Origin of the sequence: uncultured Roseibium sp. (genome assembly GCF_947494555.1) — a bacterium.
Taxonomy (GTDB): domain Bacteria; phylum Pseudomonadota; class Alphaproteobacteria; order Rhizobiales; family Stappiaceae; genus Roseibium.
Genome location: NZ_CANLVF010000002.1, coordinates 114196 through 133924, shown reverse-complemented (window position 1 = coordinate 133924; position 19729 = coordinate 114196). Strand labels below are relative to the sequence as shown.

Sequence of the window (19729 nt, the reverse complement as noted above, 5' to 3'; positions counted from 1 at the left end):
GAGGACCGAATGGCCGCTGCCGGAAAATTCAAGGTCATGAGCATGACCGATACCGCTGCAGAGCGGGTGAGGGAACTTGTCGAGAATGCCGACAAGGACGCCATTGGCTTGCGTGTCGGCATCAAGAAGGGCGGCTGCGCGGGCATGGAATACACCATGGATCTGGTTGAAGATGCCAAGCCTGGTGACGATGTGATCGAGGACAAGGGCGCAAAACTCTTTGTCGATCCCTCAGCTATTCTGTTTCTTCTCGGCACAGAAATGGATTTCGAAGTCACGAAATTCCGCTCGGGATTTGTTTTCAAGAACCCGAACGAAGTGTCAGCGTGCGGTTGTGGCGAATCCGTCTCGCTTCAGGCGGTTGATACCGGCGCATTGAACGCCAACTGACGCGATCCATCTTTCTCCCAGAGAGCATTCCATGAGATTATTCGAGAGGCTCAAGACCCATGCGGCAGAGCAATGGGCCGACTACACCCAGCACGACTTTGTCGAACAACTCGGCAAGGGAGAACTCCCTCTAGAATGCTTCAAGCACTACCTGGTGCAGGACTACCTGTTCCTGATCCAGTTTGCGCGAGCTTATGCGCTCGGCATCTACAAGAGCCCGACGGTTGCCGACATGCGCCACTCGCTCGAAGGCGTGAAGGCGATCCTGGACGTGGAACTCGAGCTGCATATTGAGATATGCGAACGCTGGGGGATGCAGCGTCAAGATATCGAACAGGCTCCTGAAGATACACCCACAATGGCCTATACGAGATTCGTTCTCGACGCGGGCATGGCAGGTGATCTGCTGGACCTGCAGGCCGCGCTTGCCCCTTGTATCATCGGCTATGCCGAGATCGGCAAACGCCTGCACACGATGGGCTGCGACAAGCCGGACAATCCCTATCAGCGCTGGATACAGGAATATGCCAGCGAAGGGTATCAGGAATTGGCAGAGGGCTTCGAAGCCTGGTTTGAAGGCACTGCGGCCAATGTACTGACCGACCATCGGTATCCGCGTGTTCTGTCTCTGTTTGAGAAAGCCTGCCGGCTGGAAAGTGATTTCTGGCAGATGGGGCTGAACGTATTACAGAAGCCTGAGATCTAGGAGCGCCGACGTGCGGTTCTAAAAACCGGGTGCAATTGGCCTAAGCGACGTTTTCTTCGTCGTTGGCTGCCGACAGATCACTTTCTGTTTTGACAAGATTGCGCCCGGCATTTTTGGCGGCATAAAGAGCTTCATCGGCACGTGAAACGACGGAATGGGCGGTATCCATATTTTCGAAAATCGCAATGCCGACTGAAATCGTCACGCGCCCAAGATTCTCTCCGGTGGACCTTTTGACGAGTTCTTTCGACATAACTGCCGAGCGAATTTTTTCACCGATCTCGATCGCTTCTTCAAGATTGCATTGAGGCAGAATGATTGAGAATTCTTCACCGCCATACCGGCAGGCGATGTCCTGTGTCTTGATGTTCTGCTTAACGGCAAGCGCGACAAGGCGCAGAACCTGATCGCCGGTCTGATGTCCGTAGGTGTCGTTGAACTTCTTGAAATGATCGATATCGGTCATCAGCAGCGCGAAGCTGCGGCCGCTCTCCTTCGACTGGTCGATGATCTTTTCAATCGAAACCTCGAAGTGTTTGCGATTGTTCAGCGTGGTCAGCTCGTCCGTCAGTGACTCATACCTGATTGCCTCGAGAGAAGATTGAAGGTTTTCAATATGCTTCTTTGATTCCAGAAGCTGGCTCTCAAGCTTCCTGTTCGAGGCGACGGCATTCTGTGTCGACTTCACCAGATGCGTGACGTAGATATGGAGTTTCTGGGGATCCTGGACTTCTTTGATTTTTTCACCGGCCTGCTCGAGTGCATTGCCGTAGTCGGATGTTGCATCCGCGCTCAGTTTCAGCGAATCGATCAGCTCCTCTACTTCCCTCGAAACCCTTGTCCCGACTTCATCAAGCCGATCGCCAAGCCGCGTCGGCGAGAGAAAACGTCCATAAAGGTTCAGCATTTCGTCGGTGCTGATACGGCCATTGTTTTTGATGGTGTCGTTGATTGCGCGATTTAAGCCCTGGTTGTATCCGGCAGAATACGTGTACCAGAGCTCATAGGAGCGTGGATAAGCAGGAAGCGTGTTCTTCCTTATGTAACCGATAGCGGACTCACCATATTTGATGGTCCGGTTATGGTCGTCTTCATCCGACATAAAACTTCTCTCAACTCAGCCCTGCGAATCCGCCCCACACGGCCGCAAGATCAGGTTCCAAATTCGGACGGAAGTTTTAACGAGCGGTTAAGCTTAAGGGATATCCCTCATTAAAAATAACGCTACGACGCTTTTTTCGGACGCGGCTCGCGCAGCAGAAACGCCGGAATGTGGACACCCGGACTGAAGGCCGGTTCAAACTTGTCGCTTTTGGGTTTCTTGTTTGCGGATTTTTGCGGGATCTCTGACACAGATGCCGGGGTGATCACGTCCTGCTGCTCCTGTTTGACATCAGGTTCTGCCTCGCGCTGCTTGGAGTGCGAACGCCGTTGGCGTGGCGCTTTTGCCTGCGATGCGTCGTTGTCGTTGCTTGATTCATTCTTTGCGTTCTTGCCCGATTTACGTCTGGCCTTACGCTCCTTCGCCGCTGCCTCGAAGTCTATCGGATCACCCAGCCAGTCGATCGACTGCTTGATCAGCTCTTCAATCGCGTCGAGATACTTTTTGTCTTCGCTTGTGACAAGCGTGTAGGCCGTGCCGCTGCGACCGGCCCGGCCAGTCCGGCCAATACGGTGCACGTAGTCTTCTGCGTTGATTGGGACGTCGTAGTTGAAAACGTGGCTGACTTCGGGAATGTCCAGCCCGCGTGCTGCTACATCACTTGCGACGAGAAGCTTGATGTTCCCTTTTCGGAAATTGTCCAGCATCATCATGCGGGTCCGCTGGTCCATGTCCCCATGAAGCGTTCCGACATTGTATTCGTGGCGTTCGAGCGAGCGGAACAGCGTTGAGACGTCCCTCTTGCGGTTGCAGAATACGATCGCGTTTTGCAGGTCTTCAGCGCCTTCGAGAAGCTCACGCAGGGCTGCGCGCTTATCGTAATCCTTGGAAGCTGAAGCTTTCAGGCGTTGAGCAACGTTTTCCGCAGTGGAGGAAGTAGGTGCGACCTCTATGCGCGCCGGATTTTGCAGGAAGGTGTCGGTTAGGCGCTGAATTTCCGGCGGCATCGTCGCGGAAAAGAACAGAGTCTGACGCGTGAACGGGATAAGTTTGCAGATCCGTTCGATGTCGGGAATGAAACCCATGTCCAGCATGCGGTCAGCTTCGTCAATGACAAGGATTTCGACGCCCTGGAGCAGGAGTTTGCCCCGTTCGAAATGATCCAGCAGCCGTCCTGGGGTGGCAATCAGCACGTCTGTACCACGATCCAGCTTCTTGTCCTGCTCCGCGAACGATACGCCGCCGATCAATAGAGCAACGTTCAGCTTGTGGTTCGTGCCGTATTTTTCGAAATTTTCCTCAACCTGCGCCGCCAGCTCGCGTGTCGGCTCCAGGATGAGAGTTCTCGGCATGCGCGCGCGGGCGCGCCCTTTTTCGAGAAGCGTCAACATCGGCAAGGTGAAACTGGCGGTCTTCCCGGTTCCGGTCTGCGCGATCCCGAGTATGTCCCGGCGCTCCAGTACTTGCGGGATTGCTCCTGCCTGGATTGCTGTGGGTTCCTTATAACCTGCTGTCTCAACTGCAGAGAGGACCTTCTCGCTAAGACCGAGAGTATCAAATGACATGGAGCGTTTTGCCCGGATGTTGTGGTAATAACAATACGGCACTTGGCCAACTGCCAGCGCCGTTGTGCGCACACTACAGTTACAGGTTCTGGTGTCAATGCGCCGAAGAGGTAAAATTCCAGGAAAATCGAGTATTTCCGGGAAGGAATTGTGATCGCAGTTAATAATGCGGGCCAAAAGCACTAGAACCTCTGCTTTTGATGCACAGTGCGTGCCGCAATATTATGTAAAGTTATCGTTCGCTTCGGAAACAAAAGATCTCATGCGTGCGTTGAAAAGCCATGATCTTGTTCAGACAAGAACTTGGGTGCTCAAGTCATCACGTTGTCAAACAGCAGCGTAAGGCGGGCGAACCTTAGATATCGAGGTCGTCCGCAAATTCGGCATTTTCCTGGATAAACCGGAACCGGGCTTCAGGTTTGTTGCCCATGAGGCGTTCCACGGTGTCGTTGGTTGTTCCGATTTCCGCTTCATCCACATCGACCTTGAGCATCGACCGTTTGGCCGGGTCCATTGTCGTTTCCTTCAATTGGGCCGGCAGCATTTCGCCAAGGCCCTTGAATCGTCCGATTTCGACTTTCGATTTTCCTTTGAAGACCGTCTCGAGCAATTCATCCTTGTGGGGATCGTCGCGCGCATAGAGCGTTTTGCCGCCCTGGCTGAGCCGGTAAAGCGGAGGAACGGCGAGATAAAGATGGCCGCCACGGATAAGTTCCGGCATCTCGCGGTAGAAGAACGTGATGAGAAGAGACGCGATGTGGGCGCCGTCCACATCGGCATCGGTCATGATCACGATCTTTTCGTAGCGCAGATCTGTCTCACGATATTGCGAACGCGTGCCGCAGCCCAGGGCCTGTATGAGGTCTGCAAGTTGCTGATTGGCAACCAGCTTGTCTCTGCCGGCGTTTGCGACGTTCAGAATTTTTCCCCGGAGCGGAAGGACAGCCTGATTTGAACGATTGCGAGCCTGTTTTGCCGAGCCACCCGCGGAATCTCCTTCCACGATGAAGAGTTCGGTTCCATCCGACTGGTTTGCCGAGCAATCCGCTAGTTTACCGGGGAGACGAAGTTTCCGGACGGCCGATTTGCGCGCGACGTCTTTTTCCTGGCGCCTGCGGAGCCGTTCGTCGGCTCTGTCTATCACCCACTCCAGCAGCTTGTTCGCCTGGTTCGGTGACGCTGTCAGCCAATGATCAAAGGCATCGCGTACTGCGGTCTCCGTGATGCGGGTCGCCTCATTTGTCGCCAGCTTGTCTTTGGTCTGGCCGACGAATTCGGGTTCCCGAATGAACACGGACAGCATTCCGCCAGCCGATGTCATAACGTCATCGCCTGTAATGATGCCGGCTTTCTTGTTGTTCGTCAGTTCACCATAGGCTTTCAACCCGCGCAGCAATGCATATCGGAATCCGGCCTCATGCGTGCCGCCCTCAGGCGTAGGAACGGTATTGCAGTAGGAGTTGACAAAACCGTCCCCTGCAAACCAATTGACCGCCCATTCGACAGACCCGTGCTTGCCGGCGTTGTCCGTGCGGCCCGCGAATATCTCGTCCACGACACGCCGTTCAGAAGTGAGGCGTTCGGCAAGAAAGTCCTTCAGCCCGCCAGGAAAGTGAAACACGGCCTCGGTAGGCGTTTCGTCTTTTCCGGTGATCAGGTCGGCGGAACAGTGCCAACGGATCTCGACGCCTCCGAAGAGGTAAGCTTTGGAGCGCGCCATCTTGAGCAGGCGGGCAGGCAGGAACCTGGCACCTTTGCCGAAGATTTCCTCATCGGGTCTGAAACGCACAAGCGTGCCGCGACGATTTTGGGTGTCACCGACCATTTCAAGCGCCCCTTGCGGGTGGCCCCGGCAAAAGGTTTGCCGATAGAGTTTTCGGCTTCTTGCGACCTCGACGACAAGTTCTTCCGACAACGCGTTGACGACCGAAACACCGACACCGTGCAACCCGCCTGACGTCTCATATACCTTGCTGTCGAATTTGCCGCCTGCGTGAAGTGTCGTCATGATCACCTCAAGAGCGGATTTGTCCTTGAACTTGGGGTGAGGGTCAACCGGAATGCCGCGGCCGTTGTCGACTATGGTGAGGTACCCGTCTGTGGAGAGCGACACGTCAATCCAGGTTGCGTGGCCGGCAACAGCTTCGTCCATCGAATTGTCGATGACTTCTGCAAACAGGTGATGGAGCGCTTTCTCGTCGGTTCCACCGATATACATTCCTGGCCGCCGCCGGACAGGTTCAAGACCCTCAAGGACCTCAATATCGGCGGCAGAATAATCTTCCGTGACGGCAACCGGAGTAGGGGGACGCGTTCTGGATCGGGACGCTTTGGGCGCATCGTCGTTCAGCGGCGTCGAAATCGCCGCGTTGCCAGCAAATAGGTCGTCTTTTGCGCTCATTCCGTCTCGCCTGAAGGGTCTAAAGCTCGTTTCGCTGAAATTCAGCGCCACTGTCTACACCGAATCACACCTAAGTTTGAAGGACAAATGAAGAACGGCAAAGGATTTTGCCGCGTTGCCCATGTTTTCAACAGACCGGCAGAATTTCAGGCCCGGAAACCGATCATCAACTTGCTTGTGTTTTGATGTTTTTCAAAGGGGTGATGCACGGGCAACACAAGAATTGTGCCAATTCGGCAACACTCGTCAACAGAGTCATGCCTGGAGGGCTTGAATGGCGAGGCTGCCCATGTTCAGCCATTTTTGAGCAGCAACCGTACGCTAAGCTTTGGTTGTTTGGCGTTCTATGTATGCATTGTTCGGCGAATGGCCAGCAGAGGAAGAAACCCGCAAATGGTCTTAATTGGGCCCAGAATGGCCAAACTTAGGCCGAATTGATTGGCCAACTTGGGCCGCGCAAAAAAGAACCGTCCGGTTGTGGCCCGACGGTATGAAGAGACAGAAAATGCGCGAGGCGCGAACAAATATAAAAGCCGTCAATGACAAACGGCCCGCCGGTGGAATTCGCCCGGTGAGTAATTGTGTGACTGGCAGGCACGAGACGCTTTCAAAGCTTGTTGGCTTTGGAAAACATGCAACTGTGTCCATTGCATTGTTCCTCGGTCTTACAGTCTCTGCCGCTGCATTTGACGGCCAGCCGACCCCGAATGTCCAGATCGGACCTAACGACCTCTCCCCGACGGAGGCGCTGCGCGCTGGCGCGCGCCAGTATTATGCAGGTGACAAGGCCGGCGCGTTGAATTCTCTTCAATATGCGGCCGAAAACGGGCAGCCGATGGCCGCGTGGAAACTTGGCGAAATGTATGCCAAGGGAGACGGCGTTCAGGAAGACGATCTGAAGGCATTCCAGTATTACAGCCAGATCGTGCGCGAACACGGCGACGATAGCCCGAGTGCACCGGACGCGCCCTTCGTTTCGAGCGCTTTTGTTGCGCTTGGCTCTTATTATCTGAACGGCATTGACGGATCGGTTCCGAAAAACGAGCCCCGCGCTCGGCAGATTTTCACGCATGCAGCATCTTATTTCGGGGACGCTGAAGCCCAATACGAGCTGGGTCGCATGTACCAGGACAACAACAGCCGGATGGCGGTTCGCTGGTACAACCTTGCCGCCATCAAGGGGCATGTCGGCGCACAAGCGCGGTTGGGTGAGACGCTTTACACGATCGGAACGTCCGAAAAGAAAAAGGCGCGCGGTCTCATGTGGATGACAGTTGCCAGAGAACAGGCAACCGGGTCGGAAGCAGTCTGGATCAATTCGATGCACGAACAGTATTTTGCGGTATCGCCGGAAACTGTTCGGGAAAAAGCGCGCGTGCTCGCCGACGGATGGATCGAACAAAACCGCTCGGACCTGCTCACCGCACAACAGCTCAAGACCCAATAGGTTCTTGCACGCTGCATCAGCGGCACATGCTCAAAATCACTGGATCAATCAACAGGCCGGCTCTAGCCGTGTTCCACTGGGCTTGACGTTGGATCGTCTTTTTGAAGCTCCGGCGCGCGAGCTGGTGTCTGGTTGGGCACCAGGCCTTCAAGATCAAGAGATGAGTATGGGCAAGGTGCATTGCTGAACGTCCACGATGTGTTGTTCAACACCATCGAACAAGTCGCCATCTGCATGCCGTCCGGGCTTTTCAGGCAAATTGACTCGCCTATCCCGTAATCTTCACCCTTGTATCTGCAGGTGCAGCTTATGTTCTGAGCATGCGCAAGAGTCGTCAGTGCGAAAAATGAAATAGCTGCGGCAATCGAGGAAAGTCGGGAAATCTTGATGAAGCATGACGATCCGAAGCTGCGATGATGCACCGGATTTGGCAAATGCCCGCCGCGAGCCTGAGCGGGCGAAATATGTCTAACCGTTATCCCATTACCGAAAAGAGTAGCATGCAAACATCATTCTGCAAGTGTGACGTCTGGAATGCAGCTGAAGGTCCAGGGAGCTCCCAAGGCTATTTCTGCCTTACTGGCTGCTTGGAATTCGGGCGTCAAGCCGCCAGCTGCACCCAGACGGGAACGTGATCAGAGGGCTTTTCCCAACCGCGGACATGTTTGTCGATCCCGCAACCTGACAAAAGATCCGTTGCTTGCGGTGAGAGCAGAATGTGATCGATACGTATGCCGTTGTTCTTCTGCCAGGCACCTGCCTGATAATCCCAGAACGTATAGGTTTCTTCGGCTTCCGTGCACGATCTGACCGCTTCCGTGAAACCAAGATACTCAAGCGCCCGGAAGCGTTGCCGGCTCTCGGGCTGGAACAGGGCATCATCACCCCAGTTCTGAGGGTTCTTCGCGTCAATGGGCTCCGGAATGACGTTGTAGTCGCCGAGCAGCATGTAGGCGCCTTCTTCGCGCAGCCGGGTTTCTGCATGCACAATCAGGCGTTCCATCCACGCCAGTTTGTAAGGGTACTTTTCGGTGCCGAGCGGATTTCCGTTTGGAAGATAAAGGCAGCCGAATCGGATCGCTCCTCTTTCGGTGGAAACGGCGGCATCGATAAAGCGGGCCTGCTCGTCGGCGTCATCACCTGGAAGGCGCCGTTGAACATCCTCCAGTGGTTGTTTGGACAACAGAGCAACGCCGTTGAAACCCTTCTGGCCGTGTGTTTCGACATTGTAGCCGAGATCTTCAAAGGGCTGGCGCGGGAAGTTTTCGTCGACGGACTTGATTTCCTGCAGGCAGGCAACGTCGGGAGACGTTTCGCGAAGCCACTCCAATACCGTGTCAATACGTGCCTTGACACCATTTATGTTCCACGTAGCGATTTTCATCAGACCGAATGTCCTGTGTGCGGTGTCAGCCGGAACAAGCGGCCGGGAAAGCGTCTTCGTTCAGATTGTAAAACTTGTGCCGCAACCACAACCGGCCACCGCATTCGGATTGTTTATCTGAAAGGACTGCCCGATGAGGTCATCTACGAAATCAATCTCCGACCCACCCATATACTGAAGCGAGATCGAATCGATCAGAACGGTCGCGCCCGTTTTTTCGATGACCAGATCGTCATCTTCAGTGCTGTCGACGACGTCATATTTGTATTGCAATCCCGAACAGCCGCCGCCTTCGACGCTCACACGGAGCATGCTGCCGGAGGGTTCATTGGACAATATTTTTGCGATACGCTTGGCAGCGCGTTCGCTGACTGTTACTCGATTTTCAAGTGTTTCGGTCATTTTCCACCGACTCGCTGTGCTCTTGTTCGTGGCAAAGAGCAGGAAACCTGATTTATTCAGATAAGTAAGTTTTGAAGTCGCCCGCGTCAATCTGCGGAGTTCGGCGAGATGGGGTGAAGATGCTGTGAACGGTGACTGGTCCCAGGTAAAATCAGATCTCGGCTTTGGTGCGCAATCACGCGCTGCATGTGCCGAAAATCCGCTCCAAAGCAGGGGGCGTCTCTTTCCGGAAACGGAAAGTCCGACCCGAACGCCGTTTCAACGGGACCGCGATCGGATCATTCATTCGTCAGCGTTCAGGCGCCTGAAACACAAGACCCAGGTGTTTGTCTATCACGAGGGTGATCATTACCGGACGCGTCTAACCCACACGATCGAGGTGTCGCAGATAGCACGGTCGCTTGCCAGGGCCCTGCGGTTCGACGAGGATCTGGCCGAGTGTCTCGCCCTGGCTCATGACCTTGGGCACACTCCGTTCGGTCATGAAGGAGAGGATGTCATGCACGAATGCATGGCGCCATTCGAAGGCTTCGACCACAACGCACAGTCCTTGCGCGTGGTGACACTTCTTGAACAACGTTATGCCGAATTCGACGGACTGAACCTCTCCTGGGAAACGCTGGAGGGACTGGTCAAGCATAACGGGCCTCTGCTCGATGGTGCCGGGAACCCCCTTGGAAAATTCCGGAACAGCCAGCTTCCGTTCGCGATCCGCGCCTATGCCGAAAAACAGGACCTGCTTTTGGACACATGGCCGGGCGGGGAAGCACAAGCCGCAGCAATTGCCGATGACATCGCGTATGACGCCCATGATCTGGATGACGGCTTGAGAGCGGGTCTTTTTGCGATTGAGGATATGCGCGAAGTACCGTTCCTGGCCGACATTCTAAGCGAGGTCGACGGCAAGTACCCTGGACTGGAAGAGGGGCGGCGAATCCATGAAATCGTGCGTCGCTCGATCACCAGGATGGTGGAAGACGTCATACGGGAGTCGATTGAGAATCTATCTGATCTTGCACCTGAGAGCGTCCAGGATATCCGCAACGCAGGCAAGTGTATGGTCGCGTTCTCAAATGACATGGTGACGGCGGAAAAAGAGGTGAAACGCTTTTTGTTCGCGCGAGTCTATCGTCACGATGACGTCCTGGCCGTCCGAAAGCTTGTCGCGAGAGTCGTCAGAGATCTCTTCGCCCGGTTCCAATCGGAGCCTAACCTGATGCCACATCCTTGGAATGTCGGTCTGGCAACTTTGAATAACAATGAGATTGCGCGGCGCATTTGCGACTACATCGCGGGAATGACAGACCGCTTCGCCATTGAAGAGCACCGCAGATTGTTTGACGACACCCCGGAATTAGGGTAGGCGCTTGATCACTTTTTTCACCCTGTCGCAATTGCGGTGATTGCCGCTTCTGCGCGCAGGGCTGGTATGCAAGAACGACGAAACCCGACCGGTGCTCAATGAACATTTTCGCGGACTTCACGCAACGCGTTAAAAAAGTCGTAGAAGAACTTGAATTAAAAGACGCAAGTGGAGTTTCACCAGATCTTGCGCGTGTGGTTGTCGAAGCGCCCAGAGATCCCGATCACGGTGATTTTGCAACGAATGCGGCCATGGTGCTGGCAAAACCCATGGGCATGAAACCGCGTGATCTGGCAGAACGTCTCGTTGAAGGTTTGAAGGGCGACCCGGACATTACGGAAGCGACCATCGCGGGTCCTGGCTTCATCAATTTGCGGGTTAAGCCGGCCGTTTGGCAGCGCGTTCTGGGAGGCATTCTGGAACAGGGTCAGCAATTTGGTGCAGTGGTCCCGCAATCGCCTGCAAAGGTCAACGTCGAATACGTTTCGGCGAACCCTACCGGACCGATGCATGTCGGACACATACGTGGTGCCGTCGTCGGTGACGCACTTGCCAACCTTCTGACGTTTGCCGGCAGCGACGTCGTGAAGGAATACTACATCAACGATGCGGGCTCGCAGATCGAGACGCTCGCGCGCAGCGCGTTCCTGCGCTATCGCGAGGCACTTGGCGAAGATATCGGCGAAATTCCTGCCGGATATTACCCGGGGGATTATCTGAAGCCGGTCGGCGCAATACTCAAAGACCAGTACGGCGACAAGCTCAAAGACATGCCGGAAGTAGAATGGTTGCCGATCGTCAAGGACGCTGCGATGGCCGCCATGCTGGACCTGATACGGTCCGATTTGTCTGCGCTTGGTGTTGAACACGAGATCTTCTTTTCCGAAAGAACGCTTCACGAAAGAAACGGCGGGAACGGTTCGAAGATCGACCATATGCTCGATGGGCTCAGGGAAAAGGGGCTCATCTATCAGGGAACCTTGCCGCCGCCAAAAGGACAGGTGCCGGAAGACTGGGAAGATCGCGAACAGACGCTCTTTCGGGCAAGCGATTTCGGAGACGATACCGACAGGGCCCTGAAGAAGTCCGACGGATCCTACACCTACTTCGCAGCTGACGTGGCCTATTTTCAGGACAAGTTCGAACGTGGCTTCCAGGAAACGATATACGTTCTCGGCGCCGATCACAGCGGTTATGCAAAACGGTTGCAGGCTGTTGGGAAGGCGGTTTCGGGCGGAAAGACAGATGTCATCGTCCGGTTTTGCCAGCTCGTGAAACTGATGCGTGACGGCGAACCGGTAAAGATGTCGAAGCGGTCTGGCGATTTCATAACGCTTCGTGAGGTTGTCGACGAGGTCGGCCCCGATCCGGTCCGTTTCATGATGCTCTACCGCAAGAACGATGCGCCACTTGATTTTGACTTCAAGAAAGTCACGGAACAATCGAAAGACAATCCGGTTTTTTATGTGCAATATGCGCATGCACGTTGCTGTTCGGTCCTCAGGCAGGCGGTCGAAGAGCTACCCGATCCGGTCGTGAATGATGTTGTCCTTGCACAAACGGACTTCGCGCTGCTCGGGGATGTGGGCGAGCTTGAGTTGATAGCGAAAATGGCGGAGTGGCCTAAAGTGGTGAATGCGGCTGCGGACACACATGAGCCACATAGGATCGCGTTTTATCTACACGAATTGGCAAGTTCCTTTCACGGCCACTGGAATAGAGGCAAGGAAATGCCGCATTTACGTTTTATTGACGCTGGTAACTCGAAATTAACCCTGGCACGTCTTGCATTGGTTCGTGCAATATCTTTGGTGCTTGCTTCAGGGCTTTCGATTCTCGGCGTCAACGCTCCTGAGGAAATGCGCTAGATCAATATCGCAGTCTGGTGTGTCGCGATGGGAGACGCACAGGCAAAACGGAACCGGTTTTCGTAAAGCTCATGGCAAAAGACTACGAAAATGAGAGTACGGATTTGCATGCGTCGGCCGGTGAGGCGGACGCAGAACGGCCTGCTTTGGAAGATCCATTGCTTGAGTTGGCAAGAATTGTCCATAAAAACAAACAATTGGGTGCAAATGTGAGCAGCGGTCGGGTTGGCACAACAGACTATTTTGCTGGACTGGACGATTTTACTGGAGATGGCGACGATGCCCCGGACGCCGATGAGGCACGTGTCGAACCGACATTCGCGCCGGCGCCGCCTAATCCGATTAACAGAGAACCATCCCCGATCCGGCCTGAGGATTCGACAGCGCCCATAATCGGAGAAATCCGAAACCAGTTCTTTGCACGGCGTCAGGACGAATCGACATTCGAGGGTCCGGCTGCTCCTCATGCAGCCCCAACGCCAATTGCTGAACAGGCGTCGGAAAATGTTTCGCCCTTGTGGCCGAGACTGAGCGAGCCGGCTTCCGAGGCAAAACCGCCCTCACTGTCCGAGCCGGAGCCCCTCATTCCCACTGCTCACGTTGCGCAGCCAGATCCGGCCAAAGAACCACCGGCAATAGATGTTCCAGGTCCGGTCGCGCCACCGCCGCGTCAGGATTTCGGGCACGAGAGACCGGTGCTTGCACCGACGGTTGCGCTTGATCTTGAGCAGAACCTGACGGCCGAACTGGAAGACGAACTCATTGGGGCGCTGCGACAGTCAGTCGACGATGATGCCGCGGCCTTGCCGGAAAAAGAGGTCATTGCACCTGTTCATCCGGATCCCTTCGAAGACATTACGGAAACCAAGGTGGCTGCAGACGCGCCTGAGAAAGATCTTCCGGCCCCGCCACAGGAACCTCTCAACTCTTTCGTGCGCACTCCGATGGATATCCTGCGCAGCCGGGAAGAGGCGCCTACTCACGTCCGGACACCCGGTCTCGTCGCGAGAGACCGTGTGGAAGAATCGCGCGAACCATCACCTGTGTATCCGGCAGGACAATCTCACGCATACATTGCTGAGCGCAACCAGGTCCAGGACTCCGATCGTACGTTGACAGAGGTGGGAAAGCGCCCCGCCATCGACGAAAACGACCTGTTCGCTGCCCTTAACCCGGAGCCGGCGGACGCGACCGCAGCGCCCCGTCAACGCAATGGCGAAAAAGAAAGTCCTGCGGGAATCGACGCACTTTTTGCGGACCTGGATTTTCCCGAACGCGAGGCGAGGGCACCTGTCGCAGCTGACGAAGACCTGCTGGAGCCTGACCCACAGGAGGAACCGGAAGCCTCAGCGGACGATATTGACGATTTGGCATGGCCGGCCGCAGCCAGCGCGGTGCCGAAGATCGAGGAAGATGAGACCCCCCCTCCCGTTGAGGGATATGATCTTGATGCTGTCGCGCGCGCGATGCAGGAAAGCGATCCGAGCCTGAATGGTGCAGGAATACTTCCGCCCCATTCAGACGCCGAAGCTCAAGCAGCACCGCTCGCAAAGGAGCGGTCACGCCGTGGTCTTTATGTCACTCTCGGGATCGTTGGTGTTGCAGCCCTGGGAGGGGCCGGTTTCTTCCTGATGGATGGGGATGCAGTTCAGGTGCCGAGCGGTCCGCCGCCGGTTGTTGCCGGGCTGCAGGAGCCGCTGAAGATCTATCCGGAAGAAAGTCAGGCTCAATCGGGCGAAAGTTCGACAAAGCCATTTCAGGATCGATTGGGTCAGGCGACGGAGGCTACCCCGGACAGTTTGCAATTGCCGGTCTCACCGCAGCCGGTCGAATTGCCGCCCGCACCTGAGGGAACTGATGGAGGAACTGTTCTTGCGCCCGGAACGCCGAAGCAAGTCACGACGATCAGGGTCAAGCCTGACGGGACTTTCGAAACGGAAGGCCAGAGCGCACCTGCGAGCACTGTGCAGCCGGAAACACCCGCTGTCGTGACGGCAGAACAGCCCGTTCCGGTCGTGTCGACACCGACCGAAACAAATGAAACGCCGCGTGTAGTTGAAACGACGCCGGTAAACACGGCAACCCAACTTGCCGAGCCCTTGGTATCTGCGCCCGAACCATCAGCAACGCCTGCTCAGCCCCAGGTAGACACCCAGGCAACGACCGCAACGCCTGAACCGGCTGCGCCTGAGGTTCCAGCCGTCGCGGCAGTGCCAGAGCAGACAGAGCCAGCACCGGTTGAAGCGGCAGCGGGTTCAGTGCCCGCGATATCGGTCATTCCCCGGAAAAAACCGGCGGCACCGGTGCAAGTTGCACGCGCACCTGCGCCCGCTGCACAGACAGCGCCGGCAGCGCCACAGCAGGCCGACGGACCGTTGAACCTGAATAATGCCTCGAATTCTCCGGCACCTGCGACAACGACCACATCAGGAAACGCGACCGGTGGCTCCATCCCGTCCGGAACGAACATCGTTCAGGTAACGTCGCAGCGGTCTGCAGCAGCTGCAAGCGACGCTTATGCGGGTCTGCAACGCCGGTATCCCTCCGTATTGGGTAATCGCAATGCAGTGATCGTATCTGCTGATCTTGGAGACCGCGGCGTCTTCTATCGCGCTCGTATTCCGACCGCTTCGCGCCAGGAAGCAATTTCGCTCTGTGAAAGCCTCAAGGGTGCCGGGGGCGACTGCTTCGTACGCCGCCAGCCCTGAAGACTTCACAGGCAAGTGTCGATTGAACAGGAAAGGGCCGTGCTAGTAACGGCCCTTTATTCTGCGGCCTGGATGCTCACCGGTTCATCCGTGCCGGTTAGTCTTGCTGCCATATCCTTGTAAACGCGTGCGATCGCATCAATCGCTTTTCTGACGGCCGGTTCCCGGCGTACGTCTCTGTGAACAATGATGTGTTCCGGATTTGTAAGTTCAGGCAGTGCGCCGGTGAGGGCGACAAGATCCGGGTGAGCATTCCCCATGAAGACCGGAAGCAGGGCCAGGCCCGATCCTGCTGCAGTCATATTCATGAGCGTCGTCATCGTATTCGTCCGCATTTTCGGGCGAACAATGTGCTTATCTTCCATCCAGCGGACCTGGGCGGGGTACCAAAGATCGTCTGGTGCAAAACCGAGCCAGGCGCACTCTTTGTATCGCTGCTCGCGCAATGCCGCGGGATGTCCGGAAACGTAGTTTTTTGACGCGTAAACACCATAGGCAACATCGCCGACTTTACGGAAAACGAGCGTGTCCGTTTCTGGCAGGCAATTTCGGATCTGCAGTTCTATTCCACGTGTCTGGTGATTGGCATGAAGATGACTGGAAATGATCTCCAATTCCACGCCTTCCAACAGGGCATTCAGATCCGCAAATTTGTCCGTCAGGATCCTCGCACGGACTTCATCGACTGCGACACGGACGACTTTCAGCGCCGATCCGGAAAGATCCGGCAGGACGCGGCTGGCCGCATCCGCGTTCTTGCGCATGTCCGCAGCAAGCGGAATCAAGCGCAGACCCGCTTCGGTCGGTTTCAGTCCTGTCGGCGTTCGGTCGAACAGACGTGCTCCAACACGATCTTCGAAACTCTTCAGCCGTCGGCTCAGCTGCGGTTGACTGAGGTTCAGCGCACGGGCGGCGCCTGAAAGCGAACGCATTCGTGCGGCTGCATCGATCAGTTTCAAATCATCCCAGTTCATTTTGGTGATATACAAAATTAAGCGCAAAGTGGCAACGCGATGCAAATATGCATATCCGGCATTGGCAATTGGTATCTGAACGAAACGCTCCTTGATTGTTAGATAGAAGAAGATTGATGTCAGGAGTTTCCATGCCGCCAAACTCGATCTACGTTCGCCGGGAGAACACGGCTTTTGCATTTGTGCTTGCATTTGCCGGAATGGCGGCGTTTACGCCGGTTTTTGCAGCCGGCAAGATTTCCGACGGATTGCTTCCCGTCGCAGTCCTGGTCTGGCTGCGCTTTCTGGGGGGAGCTGTCACAATCGTCAGCGTCGGTGTCGCTAAGCGGGTACCGGTCTTTTCCAGGCTAAGCCCGCTTTGGAAACTTCACCTGTTGCGCGCTTTCTGTGGTGTTGGCGGTCTGGCATGTTCAATTTACGCAGCAACAATTTTGCCGCTTGCGGATGCAACTGCAATCGGCCTGACCAAGGGTATTATCGCGATTGCACTTGCCGGCCTGATTCTGAAGGAAATGGTGACCGGTCGGCACTGGGTTGCCGGGCTTCTTTGTGCCATTGGGGCTTATTGTGTCGTGAGGGCTGCCAGTGAAACAGGAACACAGGGATCACTGGCGTTCGATGGTGTTGCCGCGGCGTTGTTAGCCGCGGTCTTCATGGCATGCGAAGCTTTGATCATGCGCTACATTGCGCAACGTGAAGACACGGTCACGATTCTTGCCTATGTGAACGTGTTCGCAACCCTCCTGCTGGCAGGTCCGGTCATGTGGCTGATAAGCACGCAAGGCATCTCATTGCAGAGCCTCCTGGCTTTTGCCTGGCTAGGCCCTCTTGCTATCGTGGGTCAGTCCTTGAACATTTCAGCATACAGACGTGCTGGAGCGGCGACACTTGCGCCGATATATTATGGCAGCGTGATTTTGGCAGCCGTGTTCGCGTATATCGTTTGGGGCGAGATACCGACACCGCTTGCAGTTGTTGGCGCATGTCTCATCATTCTGGGCGGCGTGATCCTATCAATACCGCTGCAAAAAAGAGAAACGACCAAAGTCAACTAAAAGGCCCGCGCCGCCCGGTTAGCTGCCGAGAAGCTTTTTGGCCAGAAAAGGGAGGCTTTCATCGAGCCGGTAGTCGATGGAGGAGTGGTTGTCGTTGAACTCCTGATAGACATGGTCGACACCGGCAGCCTCAAGTTTGCGATGCAGACGCCTTGCTCCGTAAACCAGGTTATACTGGTCGACATAACCGCAATCGACCCAAAGACCTTTTAAGGATTTCAAGGCGTCAACACTGTCCACGACCATCTCCACCGGATCCCAGGACAGCCATGCGTTCCAACGCTCTTCGATAAGTTCGCAGGTTTCCGGGTCCACGGGCAGTCTGATCCCGCAGAAGACGTCCGGATCCGGATCGGGATCATAGGTGGCCGCCATTGCAAAGGTCATAAGGTCGTGCAGTGAATTGCCGGGGAATTTGGGACCCTTTTCAAAGTCTTTTACAAAGGCTTCTATTGAACCCGCCTTGGCGATCGCCCTTAGCGCACTTGGCATTTCAGGCAGATAACAGAGCTCAAAGGCCATGTCGCCAGAGTGGCAGGCTGCTGCCGACCACACGTCGGAATGCAGCATCGCATGAACGATAGACCCGTAACCGCCCGATGACTTGCCGAATATTGCGCGCATACCCTGACCGCCGCACTTGAACCGTCCTTCGACATCTTCAAGCATCTCGGTCGTCAGCCAGGTTGCCCAGGGACCGATGGCCTGGCTGTCGATATACTGGTTGCCGCCGAGCCGGGTGAAACAGTCGGGAAAGGCGACCGCGACCGGAGGCATGTCGCCGTCATGAATGAGCCGGTCGAGGCGCTCGGGGACATTCTCGCCAAAGTTTTTCCAGTTTGCATGTGCTGGGCCGCCGGCGGTAAAGCCGACAATATCGACCAGGAGAGGCAGGCCGCTGCCGTCGTGTCCGTTGGGGGTATAGACAACAATTTCGCGCGTGGCAGTGTCTCCCAACCTGTTCCGGCCGAGAATCTCGGACCGGTGTGAGATCCGGTGAAGCGTACCTGCCGGAATGTCGAGACGTGCGCGCATGTTTTTCTCCCAGGTACGCGTGGATTGGTACAGTAGGAAGTCCTTAGAGGAAGCCCGGCGGCAAATGTTGCCTTTGAGCCATGCTCTCCAGAATCCCGAGCAAAATGAACACCTCTTTTGATTCCGGTCCCAACCACACAAAAACCAAAAGAAAGACGCAGATCACAACGAAAGTTTGCTTAGCGCATTTCATCGCTGAGCGCTCCACCCTTGCGTGTTCACCACTCCCTAAATTGCAAGTTCAGGGGATGGACGCAAGAGGATGTGCCACGTTTCTTGACGGGTCTCGCGCTGCCGGGTAATCCGGAACCTATGACCAAGGCCTTTGTTTCCGGCTGTGCCGGACCGAACCTTTCTCAGGATGAAACTGCCTTTTTCAAGGAGGCTGATCCGTGGGGATTGATCCTTTTTGCGCGCAACGTCGAAAGTCCGGAGCAACTGAAAAAGCTGACTTCTGATTTCCGGCATGCTGTCGGCAGACAGAATGCGCCAGTCCTGGTGGACCAGGAAGGTGGCCGCGTCCAGCGGCTGAAGCCTCCGCACTGGCCGAAATATCCCGCGCCCAGGCTTTATGGCGACCTGTTCGGAGATAGCCCTGAACGCGGATTGCGTGCAGCAAGGCTTGGCGCACAATTGATTGCCTTGGACCTCTTCGATGTCGGCATAACGATCGATTGTCTTCCTTGTCTTGACGTGCATTTCAAGGAAACCGTGGACGCGATTGGTGATCGAGCCATGTCCGGCGACCCCAAAATCGTAACCGCCCTCGGTCAGGCGATGGTGGAAGGTGCGCTTGCAGGCGGTGTTCTTCCGGTCATCAAGCACATTCCCGGGCATGGCAGGGCGCAAGTTGACAGCCATCTGGAGCTGCCACGTGTCTCCGCTGACCTTTCAGAGCTGAAAAGCGTGGATTTCCAACCCTTCAAGGCACTTTCCCAGGTGTCTTTGGGGATGACAGCCCATATTGTTTATGAGGCGATAGACCCGGAAACGGCGGGGACGCAAAGTGCGCCGGTTATCAGGGAGATTATTCGCTCTGAAATTGGGTTTGACGGCTGCCTGATGAGCGATGACATCTCGATGAACGCGCTCGGCGGGGATTTTGTCGAACGTTCGCGTAAGATTGTGGAGGCAGGCTGTGACATCGTCCTGCATTGCAATGGCGATATGGACGAAATGAAAGCCGTTGCCGAAGCGGTTCCGACCCTAGGTGGAGAGGCTGAACGCAGGTGTGCAGCCGCGCTCGAAGGCTGGAGGGAACCGGAAGCCGGCTTCGACAAAAAGGCCGGTTTGGAAGAGTTTCAGGCATTGACCGGCTGACGGGTGCCT

General features: G+C 55.6%; 15 protein-coding genes. 8 read left to right on the top strand and 7 right to left on the bottom strand.

What is annotated here, in order from left to right; translation table 11 throughout:
• Window positions 1-9: 9 nt before the first annotated feature.
• Together sufA and tenA are read left to right on the top strand one after the other, a co-directional pair.
• Window positions 10-390, top strand: coding sequence for a Fe-S cluster assembly scaffold SufA (gene sufA / locus Q0915_RS09165; protein ID WP_299470603.1), 381 nt, complete (start codon window positions 10-12; stop codon window positions 388-390).
• Window positions 391-421: 31 nt separating this feature from the next.
• Window positions 422-1096 (top strand): thiaminase II, encoded by a 675-nt coding sequence (gene tenA / locus Q0915_RS09160; protein ID WP_299470601.1) that lies wholly within the window; start codon window positions 422-424, stop codon window positions 1094-1096.
• A gap of 40 nt (window positions 1097-1136) precedes the next feature.
• On the opposite strand, the gene Q0915_RS09155 is transcribed toward tenA, so the two are convergent.
• The 3 genes from Q0915_RS09155 to parE form a co-directional block, all read right to left on the bottom strand.
• Window positions 1137-2198, bottom strand: coding sequence for a GGDEF domain-containing protein (locus Q0915_RS09155; RefSeq protein ID WP_299470599.1), 1062 nt, complete (start codon window positions 2196-2198; stop codon window positions 1137-1139).
• 122 nt (window positions 2199-2320) lie between these two features.
• Window positions 2321-3763: a DEAD/DEAH box helicase gene (locus Q0915_RS09150; RefSeq protein ID WP_299470597.1), complete on the bottom strand. Its 1443-nt coding sequence runs from the start codon at window positions 3761-3763 to the stop codon at window positions 2321-2323.
• Between the two features lie 355 nt (window positions 3764-4118).
• Window positions 4119-6164 carry a DNA topoisomerase IV subunit B gene (gene parE, locus Q0915_RS09145; protein WP_299470595.1) on the bottom strand — a complete coding sequence of 682 codons (2046 nt, stop codon included), beginning with the start codon at window positions 6162-6164 and terminating at the stop codon, window positions 4119-4121.
• A gap of 640 nt (window positions 6165-6804) precedes the next feature.
• On the opposite strand from parE, the gene Q0915_RS09140 reads away from it, so the two are divergent.
• Window positions 6805-7611 (top strand): tetratricopeptide repeat protein, encoded by an 807-nt coding sequence (locus Q0915_RS09140; RefSeq protein WP_299470593.1) that lies wholly within the window; start codon window positions 6805-6807, stop codon window positions 7609-7611.
• Between the two features lie 601 nt (window positions 7612-8212).
• Here the strand turns inward: Q0915_RS09140 and xth are convergent.
• Window positions 8213-8995: an exodeoxyribonuclease III gene (gene xth / locus Q0915_RS09135; RefSeq protein WP_299470592.1), complete on the bottom strand. Its 783-nt coding sequence runs from the start codon at window positions 8993-8995 to the stop codon at window positions 8213-8215.
• Window positions 8996-9055: 60 nt separating this feature from the next.
• Window positions 9056-9397, bottom strand: a complete 342-nt coding sequence (erpA, locus tag Q0915_RS09130; RefSeq protein ID WP_299470590.1) for an iron-sulfur cluster insertion protein ErpA — start codon at window positions 9395-9397, stop codon at window positions 9056-9058.
• A 124-nt stretch (window positions 9398-9521) separates the two neighbouring features.
• On the opposite strand from erpA, the gene Q0915_RS09125 reads away from it, so the two are divergent.
• The 3 genes from Q0915_RS09125 (at window position 9522) to Q0915_RS09115 (ending at window position 15336) form a co-directional block, all read left to right on the top strand.
• Window positions 9522-10760, top strand: coding sequence for a deoxyguanosinetriphosphate triphosphohydrolase (locus Q0915_RS09125; RefSeq protein WP_299470588.1), 1239 nt, complete (start codon window positions 9522-9524; stop codon window positions 10758-10760).
• 98 nt (window positions 10761-10858) lie between these two features.
• Entirely contained in the window at window positions 10859-12628 is a 1770-nt protein-coding gene (argS, locus tag Q0915_RS09120) for an arginine--tRNA ligase (protein WP_299470586.1), read from the top strand.
• A gap of 209 nt (window positions 12629-12837) precedes the next feature.
• The gene (locus tag Q0915_RS09115) at window positions 12838-15336 is read left to right on the top strand and encodes an SPOR domain-containing protein (RefSeq protein ID WP_299470584.1); all 2499 of its coding nucleotides are present in this window, start codon (window positions 12838-12840) and stop codon (window positions 15334-15336) included.
• Between the two features lie 56 nt (window positions 15337-15392).
• Here Q0915_RS09115 and Q0915_RS09110 read toward each other — a convergent pair whose 3' ends face one another.
• Window positions 15393-16310, bottom strand: coding sequence for a LysR family transcriptional regulator (locus tag Q0915_RS09110; protein ID WP_299470582.1), 918 nt, complete (start codon window positions 16308-16310; stop codon window positions 15393-15395).
• 116 nt (window positions 16311-16426) lie between these two features.
• On the opposite strand from Q0915_RS09110, the gene Q0915_RS09105 reads away from it, so the two are divergent.
• Window positions 16427-17365, top strand: a complete 939-nt coding sequence (locus Q0915_RS09105) for a DMT family transporter (RefSeq protein ID WP_299470580.1) — start codon at window positions 16427-16429, stop codon at window positions 17363-17365.
• An 18-nt stretch (window positions 17366-17383) separates the two neighbouring features.
• On the opposite strand, the gene Q0915_RS09100 is transcribed toward Q0915_RS09105, so the two are convergent.
• Window positions 17384-18400: an alpha/beta hydrolase-fold protein gene (locus Q0915_RS09100; RefSeq protein ID WP_299470579.1), complete on the bottom strand. Its 1017-nt coding sequence runs from the start codon at window positions 18398-18400 to the stop codon at window positions 17384-17386.
• Window positions 18401-18664: 264 nt separating this feature from the next.
• Between Q0915_RS09100 and nagZ the strand changes: the two genes are divergently transcribed.
• Window positions 18665-19720, top strand: a complete 1056-nt coding sequence (nagZ, locus tag Q0915_RS09095) for a beta-N-acetylhexosaminidase (RefSeq protein ID WP_299470578.1) — start codon at window positions 18665-18667, stop codon at window positions 19718-19720.
• Window positions 19721-19729 lie beyond the last annotated feature (9 nt).

Excerpts from the sequence above, each read along its gene's own strand:
- sufA (WP_299470603.1), top strand. The coding sequence starts at position 10 with ATGGCCGCTGCCGGAAAATTCAAGGTCATGAGCATGACCGATACCGCT.
- tenA (WP_299470601.1), top strand. The coding sequence starts at position 422 with ATGAGATTATTCGAGAGGCTCAAGACCCATGCGGCAGAGCAATGGGCC.
- Q0915_RS09155 (WP_299470599.1), bottom strand. The coding sequence starts at position 2,198 with ATGTCGGATGAAGACGACCATAACCGGACCATCAAATATGGTGAGTCC.
- Q0915_RS09150 (WP_299470597.1), bottom strand. The coding sequence starts at position 3,763 with ATGTCATTTGATACTCTCGGTCTTAGCGAGAAGGTCCTCTCTGCAGTT.
- parE (WP_299470595.1), bottom strand. The coding sequence starts at position 6,164 with ATGAGCGCAAAAGACGACCTATTTGCTGGCAACGCGGCGATTTCGACG.
- xth (WP_299470592.1), bottom strand. The coding sequence starts at position 8,995 with ATGAAAATCGCTACGTGGAACATAAATGGTGTCAAGGCACGTATTGAC.
- erpA (WP_299470590.1), bottom strand. The coding sequence starts at position 9,397 with ATGACCGAAACACTTGAAAATCGAGTAACAGTCAGCGAACGCGCTGCC.
- argS (WP_299470586.1), top strand. The coding sequence starts at position 10,859 with ATGAACATTTTCGCGGACTTCACGCAACGCGTTAAAAAAGTCGTAGAA.
- Q0915_RS09110 (WP_299470582.1), bottom strand. The coding sequence starts at position 16,310 with ATGAACTGGGATGATTTGAAACTGATCGATGCAGCCGCACGAATGCGT.
- Q0915_RS09105 (WP_299470580.1), top strand. The coding sequence starts at position 16,427 with ATGTCAGGAGTTTCCATGCCGCCAAACTCGATCTACGTTCGCCGGGAG.
- Q0915_RS09100 (WP_299470579.1), bottom strand. The coding sequence starts at position 18,400 with ATGCGCGCACGTCTCGACATTCCGGCAGGTACGCTTCACCGGATCTCA.